Annotated in this window: 17 protein-coding genes and 1 pseudogene; 14 read left to right on the top strand and 4 right to left on the bottom strand. The window is 50.1% G+C overall.

Annotation, left to right across the window (positions count from 1 at the left end; translation table 11 throughout):
- Positions 1–31: 31 nt before the first annotated feature.
- Both MKX63_RS19360 and MKX63_RS19365 read right to left on the bottom strand, forming a co-directional pair.
- A pseudogene (locus MKX63_RS19360) lies at positions 32–1,172 on the bottom strand (MGDG synthase family glycosyltransferase).
- Positions 1,173–1,227: 55 nt separating this feature from the next.
- Complete coding sequence (locus MKX63_RS19365) at positions 1,228–1,755, bottom strand: phosphatase PAP2 family protein (RefSeq protein ID WP_341019361.1); 528 nt, start codon at positions 1,753–1,755, stop codon at positions 1,228–1,230.
- Between the two features lie 411 nt (positions 1,756–2,166).
- Here MKX63_RS19365 and MKX63_RS19370 point away from each other — a divergent pair, with 411 nt between their 5' ends.
- From MKX63_RS19370 to rplT, 4 genes are all read left to right on the top strand, one after another.
- Positions 2,167–3,408, top strand: coding sequence for a glycosyltransferase family 2 protein (locus MKX63_RS19370; RefSeq protein ID WP_341019363.1), 1,242 nt, complete (start codon positions 2,167–2,169; stop codon positions 3,406–3,408).
- A gap of 284 nt (positions 3,409–3,692) precedes the next feature.
- Positions 3,693–4,190 (top strand): translation initiation factor IF-3, encoded by a 498-nt coding sequence (infC, locus tag MKX63_RS19375; protein WP_036696103.1) that lies wholly within the window; start codon positions 3,693–3,695, stop codon positions 4,188–4,190.
- 57 nt (positions 4,191–4,247) lie between these two features.
- Positions 4,248–4,448 (top strand): 50S ribosomal protein L35, encoded by a 201-nt coding sequence (gene rpmI, locus MKX63_RS19380; protein WP_036696104.1) that lies wholly within the window; start codon positions 4,248–4,250, stop codon positions 4,446–4,448.
- Positions 4,449–4,479: 31 nt separating this feature from the next.
- Positions 4,480–4,839 carry a 50S ribosomal protein L20 gene (gene rplT / locus MKX63_RS19385; RefSeq protein ID WP_036649386.1) on the top strand — a complete coding sequence of 120 codons (360 nt, stop codon included), beginning with the start codon at positions 4,480–4,482 and terminating at the stop codon, positions 4,837–4,839.
- 86 nt (positions 4,840–4,925) lie between these two features.
- On the opposite strand, the gene MKX63_RS19390 is transcribed toward rplT, so the two are convergent.
- Positions 4,926–5,468 carry an acyl-CoA thioesterase gene (locus MKX63_RS19390; protein WP_036696107.1) on the bottom strand — a complete coding sequence of 181 codons (543 nt, stop codon included), beginning with the start codon at positions 5,466–5,468 and terminating at the stop codon, positions 4,926–4,928.
- 308 nt (positions 5,469–5,776) lie between these two features.
- Here MKX63_RS19390 and MKX63_RS19395 point away from each other — a divergent pair, with 308 nt between their 5' ends.
- The 5 genes from MKX63_RS19395 (at position 5,777) to MKX63_RS19415 (ending at position 11,132) form a co-directional block, all read left to right on the top strand.
- Positions 5,777–6,859, top strand: a complete 1,083-nt coding sequence (locus tag MKX63_RS19395) for a BMP family lipoprotein (RefSeq protein WP_341019365.1) — start codon at positions 5,777–5,779, stop codon at positions 6,857–6,859.
- Between the two features lie 178 nt (positions 6,860–7,037).
- Positions 7,038–8,576, top strand: a complete 1,539-nt coding sequence (locus MKX63_RS19400) for an ABC transporter ATP-binding protein (RefSeq protein ID WP_341019368.1) — start codon at positions 7,038–7,040, stop codon at positions 8,574–8,576.
- On the top strand, positions 8,569–9,645 hold the full coding sequence (locus MKX63_RS19405) for an ABC transporter permease (protein WP_341019370.1): 1,077 nt from the start codon (positions 8,569–8,571) through the stop codon (positions 9,643–9,645). The genes MKX63_RS19400 and MKX63_RS19405 overlap by 8 nt, the downstream gene beginning before the upstream one ends.
- Positions 9,646–10,596 (top strand): ABC transporter permease, encoded by a 951-nt coding sequence (locus MKX63_RS19410; RefSeq protein ID WP_341019372.1) that lies wholly within the window; start codon positions 9,646–9,648, stop codon positions 10,594–10,596.
- A 188-nt stretch (positions 10,597–10,784) separates the two neighbouring features.
- Positions 10,785–11,132 (top strand): hypothetical protein, encoded by a 348-nt coding sequence (locus tag MKX63_RS19415; RefSeq protein ID WP_341019373.1) that lies wholly within the window; start codon positions 10,785–10,787, stop codon positions 11,130–11,132.
- 22 nt (positions 11,133–11,154) lie between these two features.
- Here MKX63_RS19415 and MKX63_RS19420 read toward each other — a convergent pair whose 3' ends face one another.
- Positions 11,155–11,601, bottom strand: a complete 447-nt coding sequence (locus MKX63_RS19420) for a GNAT family N-acetyltransferase (protein ID WP_341019375.1) — start codon at positions 11,599–11,601, stop codon at positions 11,155–11,157.
- Between the two features lie 587 nt (positions 11,602–12,188).
- Between MKX63_RS19420 and ilvB the strand changes: the two genes are divergently transcribed.
- The 5 genes from ilvB (at position 12,189) to MKX63_RS19445 (ending at position 19,104) form a co-directional block, all read left to right on the top strand.
- On the top strand, positions 12,189–13,940 hold the full coding sequence (ilvB, locus tag MKX63_RS19425; protein WP_341019377.1) for a biosynthetic-type acetolactate synthase large subunit: 1,752 nt from the start codon (positions 12,189–12,191) through the stop codon (positions 13,938–13,940).
- A 5-nt stretch (positions 13,941–13,945) separates the two neighbouring features.
- A complete protein-coding gene (ilvN, locus tag MKX63_RS19430) occupies positions 13,946–14,425 on the top strand; it encodes an acetolactate synthase small subunit (RefSeq protein ID WP_036696181.1) in 480 nt (159 codons plus the stop codon).
- A gap of 187 nt (positions 14,426–14,612) precedes the next feature.
- Entirely contained in the window at positions 14,613–15,605 is a 993-nt protein-coding gene (ilvC, locus tag MKX63_RS19435; protein ID WP_341019378.1) for a ketol-acid reductoisomerase, read from the top strand.
- 106 nt (positions 15,606–15,711) lie between these two features.
- Positions 15,712–17,253 carry a 2-isopropylmalate synthase gene (locus tag MKX63_RS19440; RefSeq protein ID WP_341019379.1) on the top strand — a complete coding sequence of 514 codons (1,542 nt, stop codon included), beginning with the start codon at positions 15,712–15,714 and terminating at the stop codon, positions 17,251–17,253.
- Between the two features lie 462 nt (positions 17,254–17,715).
- Positions 17,716–19,104: a collagen binding domain-containing protein gene (locus tag MKX63_RS19445; protein WP_341019380.1), complete on the top strand. Its 1,389-nt coding sequence runs from the start codon at positions 17,716–17,718 to the stop codon at positions 19,102–19,104.
- Positions 19,105–19,106: the final 2 nt, after the last annotated feature.

Here is a 19,106-nt window from a genome sequence, read left to right on the forward strand (position 1 = left end):
CGGACTGCCTTTTGCGTTCCATTTTAGTTCTCTACTTTCCATGTTCTGCGCGCGGTTTATCCAGCATATCAATAATGCTTTGGGCGCTTTGCAGCGGGTTGTACCTGGAGATAGCCTCCAGATGAGCTTTGCGCGCCGCACGGACATTTCCGTAATCATTCAGCAGCCGCTCCATCCACCGGTCAACTACATCGAGGGAGCTGATCGGCTCCCCCAAGCCGGCGGCAGTGAAGTAACGGCAGTTCTCTTCTTCCTGGCCCGGCAGCGGCGAATGGAAGAGCATTGGAATGCCCTTGGCCAAGCCTTCGCTGCAGGTCATGCCACCCGGCTTGGTGACCAGCAGGTCGGACACCTCCATCAGCTTGTCAATCTCCCGGGTGAAGCCCAGCAGCCTGATGTTGGGATGCCTGAACCGCGTGTCCTGCTTCATCTCCTGCAGCAGCTTGCCGTTCTGGCCGAGGCAGAACACAATCTGCACCTTGTCCCGCCATCCGGCCAGGGCCGCGTTCACTACTTCGTCATTCATCATGCCCCATCCACCGCCCATAACCATGACCGTTGGAATATTCAGCAGCTTGAACTGCTCTTGAATGTCTTCCCGTCCGTGCTGCTCCCAGAAGCTCGGGTGTACAGGGATACCGGTTACCCGGATTTTGAAGGCGGCAACGCCCCGGCGGCGCAGCTTCGCCTTGACCTCGGGGGTGGATACCAGATAGCGGTCGACCTGCGGGCTGATCCAGCTGCCATGGGCGTCATAATCCGTAATGACCGTAATCAGCGGGGCCTTGAGCGGCGGGTGAAGCCGTTTCAGGCGTGAGATAACAGCGCCGGGAATGAAGTGGGTGCAGACGATAATGTCCGGCTTCAGCTGCTTCACAATATTTTGGGCATGCGTATAAAACAAGTGGTGCAGGGCAAGTGTGGTAAGACGATTGAATGATTTCTGGTGACGGTACACATAGCCCATCAGCCGGGGCTGGGAGGTGACCGTCTTGCGGTAGGCCGAGACAATCAGCGGGGCCACCTTGGGATTCAGGAAGCTTCCCAGCTCCAGCACCTTGGTCTGCACCTCCGGAGACAGCTTCCGCAGGCTGCTCGACAGCGCATATTGCAGCCTGGGTATGCCCGGCACCGAAGCCCTCCGACAGCAATAATATTCTTTTTTTGCGCAATGTATAGTTCACCTGTTCCCTAGAGGTATTCACTGGCCGGCGCGCTTCTCAGGCATCATATCCAGAGGGCAAGCGTACCGGCTGCGACTCCAGACCCAATGACTGCTCCAGCCAGGACATCAGACGGATAATGCAGTCCGAGGTAGATCCGGGAGAAGCCCACTGTGCAGGCCAGAGGAAGCAGAACCGCAGTCAGGACAGGGTAGGCTATCATATAAGGAACCGTTGAGGCGAAGATAGCGGTCGTATGGCCTGAAGGAAAAGAATGATCCTTAAGCGGATTACGGAACGTATTAGTGTCCGGCAGGGCCAGATAAGGCCGCAGGCGCGGGTAGAGCTTTTTGGCGATAGCGACGGGCACATGGCTTATCGCCAGCGCGGCCAGCGCTTGCAGTCCTGTAGTTCTCCATGGCTGCGGGCATATTGCCCAGACCAGAAGATTGATGCCGATCGCGCTTGTTGCACCTCCGAGATGAGTGAGGTAGAAGAGCCAGAAGTTCAGAAACGGATTGTGCATCCGTCCGTTAATCCATTGAAACACCCGCTGCTCCAGGAGATGCAGTTTCTTGAATAAAGGTCTCATATCATGTCCCTCCGATAGTCCGGCTAAAAGAGTTCTGGCGCAGCTTAAGCAGCAGATTTCACGGCCTGAAGCTGTCTTTATCATACTTTTTTAAGGTAGCCCGTTCAAGAAAAAGCTCAGGTCCGCTCGAAAAATGTCTCTTTTGACTTGGGAGCCCCAAAGCGACTACAATGATTCAAGCAGGAAGATCGCGTTTATAAGGTAACAGAGAAATAAGGAGCCAGCCAGTACACTGGAATCCATATTCATATCTTATGAAACGGGACCAACAAATTCGGAATCCTGCCCGGCTAAAAAGGGATATATCTTGTCTACTGTAAGGAATTGAACAAAAAGGGTCAGATAGAACGTTACAAGCCAGAGTAGAGAAAGAGAACATCTAGACTTGGAAAAAGGGGGCATCAAAAGATCATGACAGACGCACTGTTTGTTACGCTCCAAGTGATCTTGGCGGCAATTGCAGTTTATCAGTTTGCATTCTCACTGTTTGGACTGCGCAAGAAGAAGAACAAGGTTCATTATGCGCCACAGAAATCATTTGCCGTGCTGGTTGCTGCGCATAACGAAGAAGAAGTGGTCGGCGCCTTGATGGAAAACCTGAAGCAGCTTAATTATCCCCAGGAACTGTACGATGTATTTGTCATCTGTGACAATTGCACGGACAATACAGCTGCGATCGTACGGGAGCACGGCATGAATGCCTGTGTACGTACCAACAGTAACCTGCGCGGTAAAGGCTATGCCATCGAGTGGATGCTGAAGGAACTGTGGGCGCTACCGCGCCAGTATGACGCTGTTGTCATGTTCGATGCCGACAACCTTGCACATACAGAATTCCTGACAGAGATGAACAACGATCTGTGTTCAGGCGGCCGGGTCATTCAAGGCTACATCGATACGAAGAACCCGGAGGATTCCTGGATCACGGCTGCTTACGGAGTATCCTATTGGTACATCAACCGGCTGTGGCAGCTGTCGCGCCATAATCTGAAGATGGCCAACTTCCTCGGCGGAACAGGCATGTGCTTCGAGACGAACCTGCTGAAGGAAATGGGCTGGGGCGCTACCAGTCTGGTGGAGGATTTGGAATTCACCATGCGCAGCGCCTCCAAGGGCGTATATCCAAGATTTAATTATGATGCCAAAGTATTCGATGAGAAGCCGCTTACCTTCAAGGCTTCCTCCAGGCAGCGTCTGCGCTGGATGCAGGGTCATTTCACCGTAGCCCGCCGATACTTCTTCCCGCTGCTGTGGCAGGGGATCAAGGAGCGCAGCCTGACGAAGTTCGACCTGGCACTGTACGGAGCGAATGTGTACATTGTGTTGCTTACGTTCCTGATGACTGCTGTAATGTTTGTGGATAATGCTGTGTTGGGCGGACCGCATATTGCGAATATTTACGGACATCTGCCACTGTGGCTCGGGTACTTTGCCGTAGGGGCGAACATTCTGACCTTCCTGCTGGCTATGGCGCTGGAGCGGGTGAAGTTCAAGAAGGTTTATCTGTACCTGCTGGTGTTCCCGGTGTATCTGCTCTCGTGGTATCCCATTACGTTCTATGCGTTCTTCACGCAGAACAACAAGCAGTGGAGTCATACCAAGCATACGCGTGTAGTCCGGCTGGAAGAAGTACAGAGCAAGCAGGTTTCATAATCCGCACTGTAAATTAATAATTTCAGAAGGTGTTGACTCCTTCGGTCTGATGATGTATAGTATTCAAGTGTGCAAAACATAGGGATTGCAAGCAGAAGCACCGGCTTCTCACCTGACTGGCTAACAGCCTGCTGGTTTTGATCTCAATGCTTTATGAATGGTTACAATTCATGAACGTTGATCAAACGGGGTGTCGGGGAATTACCGGCATCCCTTTTTTATGGAGAACCGTAATATATTATCTGAAAAATATTCGGAGGTGGAGGATTATCAGTAAGGAACATATGATCAATGATGAAATTCGTGCCAAAGAGGTTCGGCTGGTCGGAGCAGAGGGTGAACAAATCGGGATCAAGCCGATCCGCGAGGCGTTACAAATGGCGATCGATCTGAATCTGGATTTAGTCAACGTAGCACCGCAGGCGAAGCCGCCGGTATGCCGCATCATGGATTACGGCAAGTTCCGTTATGAAACGCAGAAGAAAGAGAAGGAAGCCCGCAAGAACCAGAAGATCGTGGATCTCAAGGAAGTCTGGTTCCGCGCAAACATTGAGGAACATGATTATCAGACCAAGTTCCGCAATGTAATCAAGTTCCTGGGTGAAGGCGATAAAGTGAAGTGCTCCGTCCGTTTCCGCGGCCGTGAGATTACCCACGCTAGTATCGGCCAGAAGATCCTGGAGCGCGTGAAGAGCGAAGTAGAAGAAATTGCTGTTGTAGAGCGCCAGCCTAAGCTGGAAGGCCGCAGCATGATTATGATTCTGGCTCCGAAGCCCCAATAATCCTGGAGTCACTTGCATAGCAATCTGGCGCCGCATAATATTCAAGGAGGAAACACCATGCCTAAAATGAAAACACATAGCAGCCTGAAAGGCCGCTTCAAGATCACTGGAACTGGTAAAGTATTGCGTTACAAAGCTCACAAGAACCACTTGCTGTCCCACAAGTCGAAACGTGCAAAACGCGTATTGAACGGCAATCCGGTAATGGCCCCTGGGGATGTAAGACGTTTGAAACAAGGACTCGCTAACTTGAAATAGTTAATCACACATTTTTGGGAGGTTTATTAATATGGCAAGAGTTAAAGGCGGATTTGTAGTTCGTCGTAGACATAAAAAAGTATTGAAGCTGGCAAAGGGTTACTTCGGTTCCAAGCACCGCATTTTCAAAACAGCTAAAGAGCAAGTAATGAAATCGATGGTTTACGCATACCGTGACCGTCGTCAGACTAAACGTAACTTCCGCAGACTGTGGATCGTACGTATCAATGCTGCAGCCCGTTTGAACGGTCTGTCTTACAGCAAGCTTGTATACGGCCTGAAATTGGCTGGTGTAGAAGTGAACCGTAAGATGCTGGCTGATCTGGCAGTGAACGATCTGAACGCTTTCAACTCCCTGGCTGTTGTTGCCAAAGAGAAGATCAACGCGTAAGACGCTATAAACCGAAAAGCACCGCCTGCGGGTTCTCCCGTGTGACGGTGCTTTTTTTGCGCGGTGGGAACCGCCCGGACGGACGGCTATTCCCAGTATTTCGTTGTGCTAAGCAGTGAAGCGAGCTTCTTGCTGCTGGAGCGTCTCAGCTTACGCAGCGCAGACCGCTCGTCCGCAGACTGGCAGATCAGCTTCTCTTCGTCGGTCTGGGCCACAATGGCCGGAACTGGAGCTGTAGTACCGTCTTCATTCATGGCTACGAAGGTCAGGAAGGAAGTTGCGGCAACGGCGCGTTCGCCTGTGTAGAGATTCTCAGAGATGATCTTGACAAACACCTCGATGCTGGTACGGCCCGTCCAGGAGACAAAGGATTCGAAGCAGACAGAATCCGTTGGCCGGATCGGCAGGAGGAAGTCTACAGAGTCAGCGGATGCCGTCACCACGTTGACCCGGCAATGGCGCATAGCCGAGATGGAGGCCACTTCATCAATGGTGCTCATCAGCTTGCCGCCGAACAGCGTCTTGTGATTGTTCACATCATTCGGGAAGACACGGCCGGTTTTGAATACGCGGGATTCATGACAGTATTTGAAGTCGGGTGCAGCTTGTGGTGTGTGTTCTTGTTCCATTTTCAGTAACTCCCTTTGCGTACAAGATGTAATCATACATGATAATAGAAAAGCCTTCCCTGTGCAATAATAATGTTAATGCACTTGGAGCCATAAGCTACATTTTGAGGTTTTCTAACATATAACGGACATAGAGGTAACGGCTTGTGTCAAGGTAAGCGATTTCTTGTTGAAAAATGCAAATTATTATTGACCTGAGGTCATTAATAGACTGGATTTTAGCTTTTTTTGCAGGTATAATTTGTACTAATGGTATGTCCAAAGCAGAACACAGAAGACATCCAATTTACTAAGGGGGATCACTTTCGATGAAGAAGTTTTACCAACTATCTTTGGTTATGGTTATGGCCTTCACTGTCATTCTGGCAGGATGCGGTAACAATAACAGCGCTAATTCCGGTTCCAATGCTGGGGCAACTACTGCACCAACCGACGCAGCAGCTGCAACAGAAGCACCGGCACCAACTGAAGCTCCTAAGGCTGTCAAGCTGGGCCTCGTAACTGACGTAGGCGGCGTAAATGACAAATCCTTTAACCAATCCGCGTGGGAAGCACTCCAGTCTCTTGAAAAAGAAGCTGGTGCTGAAATCAAGTACCTGCAGAGTAAATCCAATGCAGACTACGAGCCTAACCTTAACCAGTTCGTTAAAGGCGGCTATGATCTGACTTGGGGTATCGGCTTCGACCTTGGTGATGCTGTACTGAAGGTTGCCAAAGAGAACCCGAATGCTAACCTGGCGATCATCGACAGCGTAGTAGAAGCTCCTAACGTTGAATCTGTAACTTTTGCTGAGAATGAAGGTTCCTTCCTGGTGGGTGTTGTTGCTGGTATGACAACCAAAACTAACAAAGTTGGCTTTGTCGGCGGTATGGAAAGCCCGGTTATCAAACGTTTCGAAGTGGGCTTCAAAGCCGGCGTAGAAGCAGTTAACCCTAATGCAAAAGTAACAATCACTTATGCAGGTGCCTATGACAAGCCTGATACTGGTAAATCCCTGGCTGCAACGCTGTATGATGCCGGCAACGACATTATCTTCCCTGCTGCAGGCGCAACAGGCAACGGTGTATTCAACGAAGCGAAATCCCGCAACAAAGCCGGCGGAACTAAAGTATGGGTTATCGGCGTTGACAAAGACCAGTCTCTGGAATTTGGCGATGATGTAACTCTGACTTCCATGATCAAACGTGTTGACGAAGCGGTTAAGAAGGTTTCCCAGCAGGTTGTTGATGGTACATTCAAAGGCGGTACTACAACTGTTCTTAGTCTGAAAGACAATGGTGTAGGCCTTCCTGAAACATCCAAAGCTAACGTTAGCGCAGATATTCTGGCTAAGGTTGACGAATACAGCAAGCAAATCATTGACGGAACAATCGTTGTTCCTGCCGAGTAATTCACTGCTTTAGCTTTACCCGATTTAACATAACGACGAAGCAGGGCCGGTTCAAGTACTGGCCTTGTTCTCTGTCAGCAACTGTTATAGACAATCACAACTGTACCGTCCTTGTGTGGGGCGGTACAGCCGTGTCTTGAAGGCAATATTATATCTATTCTGTGATGAGGGTGATTCCATGAGTGCTGCGGCTCCTGTCGTAGAGTTGAAGCAAATCACAAAACGCTTTCCCGGTATCGTTGCGAACGACTCTATCAGTCTGACGCTGGAAAAAGGGGAGATCCACGCGCTGCTTGGTGAGAACGGGGCAGGCAAATCGACCTTAATGAATATCGTATTCGGACTGTACCAGCCCGATGAAGGCAGCATCGAAATCGACGGGAAACCGGTTATTATTGATAACCCCAATAAAGCTATTGAGCTTGGCATTGGTATGGTTCACCAGCATTTCAAGCTTGTTGATCCTTTCACGGTTACCGAGAACATTGTTCTGGGCATGGAACCGAAGAAAGGTCTTAAAATTGACTATAAATCCGCTGCGGAGCAGGTTCGTAAGCTATCTGAGCAGTACGGGCTACAAGTCAATCCAAATGCCAAAATTCATGACATTTCGGTAGGCATGCAGCAACGGGTAGAAATTATGAAAACCCTGTACCGCGGAGCGGATATACTTATATTCGACGAGCCTACCGCTGTACTTACGCCGCAGGAAATTACAGAACTGATGGCGATTATGAAGCGGCTCGTTGCTGAAGGTAAATCCATTATCCTGATCACCCATAAACTGAAGGAAATTATGCAGATTTCCGACCGTGTCACGATTATCCGGCGCGGCAAGGTAATTGATACAGTGAAGACTGCCGGAACCAATCCGAATGAGCTGGCTGAGAAGATGGTCGGACGCGGGGTTACGTTCAAAGTGGACAAGCAGACACCGCATATTGGCGAGAGCATCCTGAAGCTGTCTAATGTCAGCAGCAAAAGCAAGGATGGCGTGCCTGTGCTGAATAACCTGAGCTTTGAAGTGAAGGCAGGGGAGATTCTCGGAATCGCCGGCGTGGACGGCAACGGCCAAAGTGAGCTGATTCAGGCCATAACCGGGCTGCGCAAGATTGATTCAGGTTCGATTCAGGTCTCCGGTAAGGAGATTGCCAATCTGTCACCGCGTAAAGTATCTGAAATGAATGTCTCCCATATCCCAGAAGACCGTCACAAGCATGGTCTGGTGCTGGACTTCTCGGTAAGTGAGAACATGGTTCTGGAGACGTATTATAAGAGTCCGTACAACCAGAACGGATTCTTGAACACAGATGTCATTAACAAGCATGCAGAAGACCTGGTAAGGCAGTTCGATGTGCGTACACCGTCCATAGAGAACAAAGCCCGTTCCTTATCCGGCGGTAATCAACAAAAAGCGATTATTGCGCGGGAAATAGACAAGAATCCGACTCTGCTGATTGCCGCACAGCCAACACGCGGTCTGGATGTCGGGGCGATTGAATTTGTACAGAAGCAGCTTATTGCCCAGCGGGACCAAGGCAAGGCTGTGTTGCTGATTTCTTTTGAATTGGATGAAATTATGAATGTGTCTGACCGGATTGCTGTTATTTATGAAGGACAGATTGTCGGAGAAGTATTCCCGCAGGATACGAATGACCAGGAACTGGGTCTGATGATGGCGGGCAGTTTGAAGCGGGGAGGTCATGCGGATGTCTAGACTCCGGAAAATATTCGCAACAGACAGCTATATCGTTCCGCTTGTAGCGATACTAATGGGCTTCCTGGTGGGTGCTATAGTCATGCTGTTTGGCGGTTATGATCCTATCGCAGCCTACTCTGCGCTGTTCAAGCGCGTGTTCGGCAGCCCGTATGATTTCGGTGAAGCGATCCGTGAGATGACTCCACTGATGCTGACGGGTCTGGCGGTAGCCTTCGCTTTCCGCTCAGGGATGTTCAACATTGGTGCGGACGGGCAGGTCATGATCGGAATGACGGCTGCTTCTGTTGTCGGCATTAAGCTTGGCGGAGTATTGCCTTCCTTCCTGTTAGTCCCGCTTGCGGTCATAGCGGCTGCTGTATGCGGCGGGCTATGGGCCGGTATTGCCGGATATCTGAAGGCCAAACGCGGAATTAATGAAGTTATTACAACGATCATGTTGAACTGGATTGCGCTCTTCCTGTCGAATTATATTGTCCGGACCTTCCTGCTGCTCCAGGGGCAGAACCGGTCGGAGGATAATCCGGCTTCCCTCTCCATGACCTTCCTTTTCTCCACCTTCGATAACGCCCGTCTGCACTGGGGAACTGTAATTGCCCTGGCAGCAGCTACCTTCTTCTATGTCTATTTGTGGAAGACCAAGCAGGGTTACGAGATGCGTGCAGTAGGTCTGAATCCGCATGCTGCCGAGTATGCAGGCATGAATGTTGGACGTAATGTAGTGAAGGCTATGTTCATCAGCGGCGTGTTCGCAGGACTCGCAGGCGCTGGTGAAGTGCTTGGCGTTTTCCATTATCAATCTGTATTTGCAGCTTCACCTGGCTATGGATTCGACGGTATCGCTGTTGCCTTGCTCGGATTGACTCATCCGCTGGGTGTCATTCTGGCTGCCATTCTTTATGGCACGCTAACGTACGGCTCGGCTGGAATGAGCTTTGGTGCCGATGTACCGCCGGAGCTGATCCGTATTGTAATCGGTTCGATCATATTCTTCATTGCTGCGCAAGGCATTGTGCGCTGGGTGCTCAAACCGTTTTACTTCAAGCGCAAGAAAGAGAAGGTGTTATAGATGGAAATCTTAGGCCAATTGCTCAATACAACGCTTGTATTTTCCACAGCGTTAATATTTGCCGCCCTTGGCGGCATCTTCTCTGAACGATCCGGTGTTGTGAACATTGGACTTGAAGGCTTGATGATGTTCGGTGCGTTTGCAGCGGCTGTAGGCGGGTATTATGCACAGGAAGCAGGCATGGGCGAATGGGCTCCTTGGGTCGGAGTGCTTAGCGCGATGGGCGTAGGGGTGATTGGTTCACTGATTCATGCAGTGGCCTCGATTACCTTCAAGGCGGACCAGACGATAAGCGGTACGGTCATTAACTTCCTGGCCGCAGGCAGCACGCTCTACATGGTTAAGCTGATCTTCGAGGGATCAGGCGAGACTCCGCTGATCGACGGATTCAGCAAAGTGGCGATTCCCGGGCTCTCGAAGATTCCGGTCATCGGAGAAGGGATCTTCAACTCGTATCCCACCACTTATCTGGCGATTATCTTAGTTATTGTTATTTATTTCATCCTGTTCAAAACTCCATTCGGACTTCGTCTGCGCGCAGTCGGAGAACATCCGAGTGCGGCTGATACGCTGGGTGTCAATGTCAACAAGATGAGATACATCGGGGTTATGCTGAGCGGACTGCTGGCTGGGATCGGCGGAGCCACTATTACGTTGACTACTACAGGCACGTTTGCGCATAATACGATCTCTGGACAAGGCTTCATTGCCATTGCCGCGATGATCTTCGGGAAGTGGAATCCGCTGGGCGCTTTTGGTGCAGCTGTATTCTTCGGCTTGTCCCAGGCGATCCGCAACTATGTCCAGCTGTTCGAATGGTCGAAGAGCATTCCGCAGGAGTTCATCTTCATGATTCCTTATGTGTTAACCATTATTGTTCTGGTGAGTGCAGTAGGCCGCTCCTCGGCACCTAAGGCGCTTGGTGAACCTTACGACCCGAGCAAACGCTAGGGCCATCAGCAATACCATACTTAGTACTGAACAGAACAGAGCGCATTTCCGGAATTCCGGAAATGCGCTTTTTTTGTAAACTTGCAGGCAGCTGCTGCCGATACTTCAAGCCCGGAGGCGGGCGGATGTACAGGCAAATACCGGGTGAGGCGAATAGACTGTTAAGAAACAAATACAGGAGGGATATTATGGCACACCCGGTTACGAAACAACAGGTAATCAAGCTGATTGGCAAACATATCGTGGCGGTAAAAAAAGACGGGTCCAAGGTGACGGGCAAACTGGTCCGCATCTCAGGCAACCGGCTGATCTTGCAGCGAATCAGTGGTAAAAAAGTACAAACCAAGGCACTGATTCCGCTCGTGTTGTTTGATTTGCTGGCCATCGGTACGGCTCCTTACGGTTACGGCGGAGGCTACGGCTATGGCGGCGGGGCTCCTTACGGGGGTGGTTATGGTTATGGTCCTGTTCCCGGCCCTTATGGCGGCTATGGCCCCGGTCCTGGTTATGGGATTCCGCCGATTGGATTCTTTTAAGCCATAGAGCTTGCCTGCTCTATCAGCGGAACTGTTTCTCAAGCTCGTAACAGTAATTTTGCGGTTGATAACGGGCTACGCTGTAGCCCAGTTTTTCATAAAAGGCCAGACCGGCGGTATTTCCGGTATCTACGGAGACCTTCGCTCTATGGCATGCACGGGATAGTGCAAACCGCTCTGCCCTGTCCATGAGCATATTACCGTAGCGTTTACGCCTTGCTCCCGGGGAAATAGCGAGCATATCAATGTATAACAAATCGCCGTGCAGCAGAAAATGCACGAATCCCAGCGGATCGCTGTCGTAGTCGGGACAAGCAACAAGTGTGACTCCCTGTCCCAGGCGGCGCGGCAGATCCTTCCTGACCTGATTAATGATCGTCTGCGGAAGATGGGATAACGGGACAAGCTGCTTTTCAATCAAGTCATAAATAATCGTGTCATCCTGCCTGGGTCTGCGGTAACGAATCATAAATATTGCCCCCTTTCCACGCATTGTCGTACATCATATGCCCCTGGCGGTGTGGGCGTTCCGGCATGAATAGAACAAGATTTTATGAAGAATTTAAGGTATAACCCGCAGATGGGTATTGACTAACCGTGTGAGGAATCATATAATGTGTCTAAACATTTAACGAGCATACATGTATCGGCAATGATGAGGACGAAGTTTTAAGGGCTCTTTTGTTCAGAGAGTGAGAGGAATTGCTGCAACCTCCACCAGAATCCCTTATATACGAGCTCACCTCGGAGCTGTTTCCCTGAAAGGTCCATCAGCAAGAGCGGTGGAATTATTAGGGGGAATCGTTTGGTCCGCGTTAGGGACTTCAGGTTACGAAGATTTGGGCCCTGCCTACATCGATGGATTTTTGTATCCTGATAAGGCATATCATCGAGAGATGTTATGCAAACATGGGTGGTACCACGGAAGCTAAACCTTTCGTCCCTCACGCGCTTCTTCTGCGCGTGGGAGGCGAAAGGTTTTTTTGTTGAACAGGGAGAAATTACGGCCTGTTCGTAAATATTAAGGCATGTGAACGATTGAAGGGAGGAATACTGATGAGCGCGCAATTACCGGAAGAAGTGCGGTCGATAGAGCAGTTACGTGAGAAATGGAAGAATCCTGAGGTGGTATCGGGGTCTGAGATCCTGCTTCGCAGCCTGGTACTTGAAGGTGTAGATACGGTATTCGGATATCCGGGCGGGGCTGTACTTTATATCTATGATGCGCTTTATGGCTTCGAGGATTTCAAACACATTCTGACACGCCACGAGCAGGGAGCGATCCATGCAGCTGACGGGTATGCAAGAGCGAGCGGTAAGCCTGGCGTATGTATTGCGACTTCAGGTCCGGGAGCAACCAATCTGGTGACCGGAATTGCTACAGCGTATATGGACTCCGTTCCGCTGGTAGTGATTACCGGGAATGTATTCTCCAGCCTGATCGGTACCGATGCGTTCCAGGAAGCGGATATTACCGGGATCACGATGCCGATTACGAAGCACAGCTATCTGGTGCGGGATGTTGAAGATCTGCCGCGTGTTATTCATGAAGCCTTCCATATTGCGAATACGGGCCGTAAGGGTCCGGTACTGATTGATATTCCGAAGGATGTATCCGCGGCTAAGACCTTGTTCACGCCGGTTCAGCAGCAGGGAGTTAACCTTCGCGGCTATAATCCGCGTACCGTTCCTAACAAGCTTCAGCTGGATAAGCTGGTGAAGGCCATTGCTGCTTCCGAACGTCCGATCATCATTGCAGGCGGCGGGGTTATCTACTCTGGAGCGCATGAGGCGATGTATGAATTCGTGAAGCGTTCAGAGATTCCTATTACTACAACCTTGCTGGGTCTGGGCTGTTATCCTAGCGCGGAGGATCTCTGGATGGGAATGCCGGGAATGCATGGCACATATACCGCTAATAATGCAATTCAGCAGTGCGACCTGCTGATCAATATCGGCGCCCGGTTCGATGACCGTGTGACCGGGAAGCTGGACGGCTTTGCGCCTAAGGCAAAGATTGTACACATCGATATCGACCCTGCCGAGATCGGCAAGAACGTATCGCCGGATATTCCAATCGTTGGCGATGTGAAGACGGTGCTGGAGATGCTGAACCCGGATGTGAAGCGTGCTTCGCAGGCAGATGCCTGGAGAACGCAGATCGCCCAGTGGAAGCTGGAGCAGCCGCTCCGGTATAAGGATTCAGATACCGAGCTGAAGCCGCAATGGGTTATCCAGATGATCAATGACACCACCAAAGGTGAGGCTATTGTGACGACTGACGTAGGCCAGCATCAGATGTGGGCTGCACAGTATTACAAGTTCAATCATCCGCGCTCCTGGATTACTTCAGGCGGCCTTGGAACAATGGGCTTCGGCTTCCCTTCGGCGATTGGGGCACAGATGGCTCATCCGCAGCGGCTGGTTGTCTCCATTAATGGTGATGGCGGGATGCAGATGTGCTCCCAGGAGCTGGCGATCTGTGCGATTCATAATATCCCGGTCAAAATTGTGGTTATTAACAATCAGGTGCTTGGAATGGTCCGCCAGTGGCAGAACCTGATCTATGAGAAGCGTTACAGCTATACTGATCTGGCGGGAAGTCCGGATTTTGTAAAGCTGGCTGAGGCTTACGGCGTGAAGGGACTGCGGGCAACCACCAAGGAAGAAGCCGGCGCTGCCTGGAAAGAAGCCATGGAAACACCTGGACCCGTCCTGGTAGAATTCGTTGTTCCAAAGGATGAGAATGTCTACCCGATGGTAACTCAAGGCTCTACCATTGATCAAATGCTGATGGGGGATGAATAACAGTGATGAGACATACGATTGCTGTGCTCGTAAATGACCAGCCTGGTGTGCTGCAGCGGGTATCCGGATTATTCGGCCGCCGCGGCTTCAATATTGAGAGTATTACGGTGGGGCAATCCGAAGAGGTCGGATTGTCCCGGATGGTAATTGTAACATTGGGTGACCAGCATACCCTGGAGCAGATTGAGAAGCAGCTGTACAAGCTGATTGATGTAATCAAGGTGGTTGATCTGGGCGCCAAACCAATGGTAGCCCGGGAGCTGGCACTGATTAAGGTGAAGGCAGAGCCGTCAGAACGGCCGGAGATTATGGGCGTAGTCGAAACCTTCCGTGCTTCTGTAGTAGATATTGGCTCAACCAGCCTGCTTGTACAGGTAGTTGGGGATACCACCAAGATTGATGCAATGATCGAGCTGCTTAAGCCTTATGGAATAAAGGAGCTGTCACGGACCGGAGTCACTGCGATGATTCGCGGGAATGCCTGATTGTCACATTTTACAGCTTTAACGAATTACTGCTTGCGTGCATTAATTTATTAAGATTAGCTCAGACTTGCCCGCGAAAGAGCGGGGGCTTGAGGAACGCGTCATTATATAGTAAGACTAATATGCAACGTGTTTTTGAAGCACCCGCTCTTTACGATGGGTCCCAAATTAAAGGAGGATTTTGACAATGGCAGTTACAACGTACTATGAAAAGGATGCAGAGCTTAGCGTATTGAAAGGAAAGACAATTGCGGTAATCGGGTACGGTAGCCAAGGACATGCCCAGGCACAGAACCTGCGTGACAGTGGTCTTCAGGTGGTTATCGGTCTGCGTGAAGGAAAATCGTTCGAAGCTGCCAAGAATGACGGGTTTGAAGTATTGTCTGTAGCAGAAGCGGTATCACGTGCAGATGTGGTGCAGATTCTTATGCCGGACGAAACACAGGCATCTGTATATAAGAACGATATCGAACCGAACCTTAAGAATGGTGCGGCTCTGATGTTCTCCCACGGCTTCAACGTACATTTCGGACAAATCGTAGCTCCTAAGGATGCCGATGTGCTCCTGGTAGCTCCTAAATCCCCGGGACACATGGTACGCCGTACTTATGTTGAAGGCTTCGGCGTTCCCGGCCTGATTGCTATTGAACAGGATGCAACCGGCAATGCCAAGGCTATCGGTCTGGCGTATGCTAAAGGCATCGGCTGTACCCGTGCGGGAGTCATCGAAACCTCCTTCCGTGAAGAGACTGAAACGGATCTGTTCGGTGAACAGGCTGTCCTCTGCGGCGGTGTGTCCGAGCTGATCAAGGCTGGCTTCGAGACATTGACTGAAGCCGGATATGCTCCTGAGATGGCTTACTTCGAGTGCTTGCATGAACTGAAGCTGATCGTTGACATGGTATATGAAGGCGGATTGTCCAGCATGCGCGATTCCATCAGTAACACTGCGGAATACGGTGACTATGTAACTGGACCACGCATCATTACTGCTGAGACCAAGAAAGCTATGAAAGAAGTACTGTCTGATATTCAGCAGGGTAAATTCGCCCGCGACTTTATCCTCGAGAACCAATCCGGCCGTGCTTTCCTGACTGCTACCCGCCGCAACGAAGCCGCTCATCCGGTAGAAGTAGTCGGCAGCCAGCTGCGTGAAATGATGCACTGGATTAAGAAATAGGTCATATACTTACAATTGCAATGAACCATAGGTAACCCTCAGATGCGGCCGTAATTTTGCGGGCCGCATTTGAGGGTTTATGGACAATCTTCAGGAGGTGCTCAGCATGCGGAAAATTTATGTGTTCGACACGACGCTGCGTGACGGGGAGCAGTCGCCGGGTGTGAACCTCAATACGCGTGAGAAGGTAGAAATCGCTTATCAGCTGGAGAAGCTGGGAATTGACCGGATGGAGGCAGGTTTTCCTGCCGCTTCGCCGGGAGATCTGGCTGCGGTGAACGCAGTGGCCAGAGCGGTTAAGAATGTCACTGTAATCGGTCTGTCCCGTTCCAGAGAGAGCGATATTGATGCGGTCAAGGAAGCGCTGCAGGGGGCACAGGACCCTTGCATTCATATTTTCCTGGCAACCTCGCCGATACACCGTCAGCATAAGCTGCGCATGGAGAAGTCGCAGGTGCTGGAAACGGCTCAAGCGGCGATCCGCTATGCCAAGAAGTATTTTCCCAAGCTGGAATTCTCCCTGGAGGACGCCGGCCGTACCGAGCGTGATTTCATGGCTGAAATGGTGGCGATGGCGATCCGCGAGGGTGCGAACGTGGTGAATATTCCAGATACGGTCGGGTACCTGAATCCGGCGGAATACGGGGCCATCTTCAAGTTCCTGAAGGACACAGTACCGGATATCGACCGGGTACAGCTTAGCGCCCATTGTCATAATGATCTGGGGATGGCTACGGCCAATACCCTCGCTGCCATTCAGAATGGTGCAGACCAGATTGAGGGTACAATCAACGGAATCGGGGAACGTGCCGGCAATACAGCGATTGAAGAGGTCGCTCTGGCGCTGGAGACCCGCAGTGAGTATTTCGGTGCCAAGACCTCTCTGGTGCTGTCTGAAATCTCCCGTACCAGCCGTCTCGTCAGCAAGCTGACAGGGATGGTTGTGCCGGGCAACAAGGCGATTGTCGGTGCGAATGCCTTCGCTCATGAATCCGGGATTCATCAGGACGGTATGCTGAAGGAGAAGACGACCTACGAGATTATGACGCCGGAAACGATCGGCCTTAAAGAAAGCAAGCTGGTGCTCGGCAAGCATTCGGGCCGTCACGCTTTCCGCGATAAGCTGAGTGATCTGGGCTATGACATTTCCGAGGAAGAGGTCAATGCCGCTTTTGCCAAGTTCAAGGATCTCGCAGATAAGAAAAAAGAAGTCTCGGACGAGGATATCCTTGCGCTTCTGGAAGAGAAGCTGATCGATACACCGGAGACCTTCAGCCTGCAGACGATCTATGTTACGTATGGCAATGAGGCAACTCCAACCGCCAAGGTAATCATTCACGGCCAGGACCCGCAGCCAATTGTGGCGGTTGCCGAAGGCAACGGGTCGGTAGACGCGATCTACAATGCCATTGACCAGGCTACAGGGGAAGAAGTTACACTCGGCGATTACTCGATCAAAGCCGTCAGCAGAGGTAAGGATGCTCAGGGTGAGGTACATGTCGTGCTCTCGCAAGGCGAGGTGGCTGCACAGGGCCGCGGACTTAGCACCGATATTCTGGAAGCGAGTGCCAGAGCCTACTTGGATGCACTGAACAAGCTGATTGAGAAGCGCAAGACCTACACCAAGCGTGAGCATGCCAATCTCTAATTCAACTCTTTAAAAGAAGCTTCACCGGACCAGTTCATTTATCCGGGGAGGCTTCTTTTTTTTGCTCAAAAATATGCTGAAATTTTTTTTGCGTAGCGTATGCCGGTTTAGAATCCAGCCGGAGAGGATTTGAAACAAGTTTTTGTATAAAAAGAATGAACAAGATGGGTCGGAAAAGTGAAAAAAAGTTCACAAACAAAGGCTGATTCCTCATATTCTGCGTTTGAAACCACTTTTTTGCCGATAAAATTATTTAATATTTTAATTATCTATGATTTATCTCATAATCTGTTCAGAAATTGTTCAGAGGCGGGAAGTAAAGTTACGAAAGTACAGTAAAAGCGAAATTGAAGGCCCACATACATACTAGTGACAGGGGGACGATCAGGAAGAAGCAGGCGGGAACGGTATTTGCAACGCTGGAACAATCATTTTGCAGAAAGAGAGAGAGGTTATAGTGATATGAAGAAAAAGACGATAGGCGCCTGGTTGGTTGTTGTAATGCTCATTACACAGTTTGCCAACGGTTTCGGGTTCATGACCAAGGTTAAGGCAGATGGGACGGACAGTATCATCACCAGTGTTACGATGGCCGTATATGAGAATGGCACACAGGTCACGGATAATGTCTATAAGCTTGATTCGGAGGTTAAAGTAGGCTTGACCTTCAAGCTTCCAGTAACGGACCCTGATACTGGGGCACATGGCTACAAGGGAGGAGATACATTCGTATATCAGTTGCCTTCCCAGTTAGCCATCGATAAAAATTACTCCGGTAAATTACTCTACGATGGAGTGGAGTCAGGCAGTATCGGGACCTATGCGGTAGGCACAGATAACAAAGTGGTGCTTACATTTAATAGTGAAATCGAAGGCTTGTTTAATGTAGGCGGTACTTTTAATGTGACGTCCAAACTTAGCTCCACCAAAGTCACTGGAACTACGACTCAAGAGCTGTTATTCCCGATTGCCGGGAACCTGAATAATACGATTGTTATTAAAGTCCATCCTAAGGGCGGCACCAGCATTACCAAGGACGGAATTCCACAGCCGCAAAAATACAATCCGTCCAGCATTCTCTGGACCGTTGATGTAAATACTGTGCAGGATGAAGTATATAAAGCGGTCGTTACGGACTCTCTTCTGGCAGGACTGGAGCTTGACCTAAGTTCAATTGAGGTCTATAAGCTTGCAGTGGATGTCCAAGGGAATACATCGCAACAAGGGAAGATCAGTTCGGATCAATATGATGCTTCAGGAAGTACGGTAAGCAGCTTGAACCTGAAGTTCACAAACACCATTACAGATGCGTATCGTGTGAAATTCTCGACGAAGATTACAGATACAGCGGTTAAAAGTTTCACCAATACCGCTAAGCTTACTGGTGAAGGAATCGATAAGAGTTCTTCCAAGACGGTTGATATTGTGCGCGGACTTCCGCTGAAGAAGACTGCGGGAAATTTTGATCCTGCGGATGAGACCATTCCTTGGGAGATCCAGTTCAACTATAATGAACAGACCATTACATCCGCTAATGCGGTGTTGCTGGATTATTTTAATGATTCCCAAAAATTAGTTGAAGGTTCATTAGTCGTATACAAAATTCAATTGGATCAAGACGGAAAAGAAGTAGGAAGCGGGACTCCTATCAATGAAGGACCCGATTATACTCTAACCTCGCCTTTGACCGACAAAACGGGCAAGACGGGTTTCAAACTGCAATTTAACAACGATATCAATACTGCATATAAAATTAAATATAAAACCAAAGTCAAAGACCGTGTATACGGATATACGGAAACCATCCGCAATGATGTGACCTACAACGGCGAGACCAAATGGGCTACGTGATA

Source organism: Paenibacillus sp. FSL R7-0179 (genome assembly GCF_038002265.1).
Taxonomy (GTDB): domain Bacteria; phylum Bacillota; class Bacilli; order Paenibacillales; family Paenibacillaceae; genus Paenibacillus_AQ.

What these genes read in the sequence shown, in the direction of transcription:
- MKX63_RS19400 (WP_341019368.1), top strand. Translation starts at nt 7,038, where the DNA reads ATGAGTGCTGCGGCTCCTGTCGTAGAGTTGAAGCAAATCACAAAACGC.
- ilvB (WP_341019377.1), top strand. Translation starts at nt 12,189, where the DNA reads ATGAGCGCGCAATTACCGGAAGAAGTGCGGTCGATAGAGCAGTTACGT.
- MKX63_RS19395 (WP_341019365.1), top strand. Translation starts at nt 5,777, where the DNA reads ATGAAGAAGTTTTACCAACTATCTTTGGTTATGGTTATGGCCTTCACT.
- MKX63_RS19420 (WP_341019375.1), bottom strand. Translation starts at nt 11,601, where the DNA reads ATGATTCGTTACCGCAGACCCAGGCAGGATGACACGATTATTTATGAC.
- MKX63_RS19405 (WP_341019370.1), top strand. Translation starts at nt 8,569, where the DNA reads ATGTCTAGACTCCGGAAAATATTCGCAACAGACAGCTATATCGTTCCG.
- MKX63_RS19410 (WP_341019372.1), top strand. Translation starts at nt 9,646, where the DNA reads ATGGAAATCTTAGGCCAATTGCTCAATACAACGCTTGTATTTTCCACA.
- MKX63_RS19445 (WP_341019380.1), top strand. Translation starts at nt 17,716, where the DNA reads ATGAAGAAAAAGACGATAGGCGCCTGGTTGGTTGTTGTAATGCTCATT.
- rpmI (WP_036696104.1), top strand. Translation starts at nt 4,248, where the DNA reads ATGCCTAAAATGAAAACACATAGCAGCCTGAAAGGCCGCTTCAAGATC.
- ilvC (WP_341019378.1), top strand. Translation starts at nt 14,613, where the DNA reads ATGGCAGTTACAACGTACTATGAAAAGGATGCAGAGCTTAGCGTATTG.
- MKX63_RS19370 (WP_341019363.1), top strand. Translation starts at nt 2,167, where the DNA reads ATGACAGACGCACTGTTTGTTACGCTCCAAGTGATCTTGGCGGCAATT.
- MKX63_RS19415 (WP_341019373.1), top strand. Translation starts at nt 10,785, where the DNA reads ATGGCACACCCGGTTACGAAACAACAGGTAATCAAGCTGATTGGCAAA.
- MKX63_RS19440 (WP_341019379.1), top strand. Translation starts at nt 15,712, where the DNA reads ATGCGGAAAATTTATGTGTTCGACACGACGCTGCGTGACGGGGAGCAG.
- MKX63_RS19390 (WP_036696107.1), bottom strand. Translation starts at nt 5,468, where the DNA reads ATGGAACAAGAACACACACCACAAGCTGCACCCGACTTCAAATACTGT.
- rplT (WP_036649386.1), top strand. Translation starts at nt 4,480, where the DNA reads ATGGCAAGAGTTAAAGGCGGATTTGTAGTTCGTCGTAGACATAAAAAA.
- ilvN (WP_036696181.1), top strand. Translation starts at nt 13,946, where the DNA reads ATGAGACATACGATTGCTGTGCTCGTAAATGACCAGCCTGGTGTGCTG.
- infC (WP_036696103.1), top strand. Translation starts at nt 3,693, where the DNA reads ATGATCAATGATGAAATTCGTGCCAAAGAGGTTCGGCTGGTCGGAGCA.
- MKX63_RS19365 (WP_341019361.1), bottom strand. Translation starts at nt 1,755, where the DNA reads ATGAGACCTTTATTCAAGAAACTGCATCTCCTGGAGCAGCGGGTGTTT.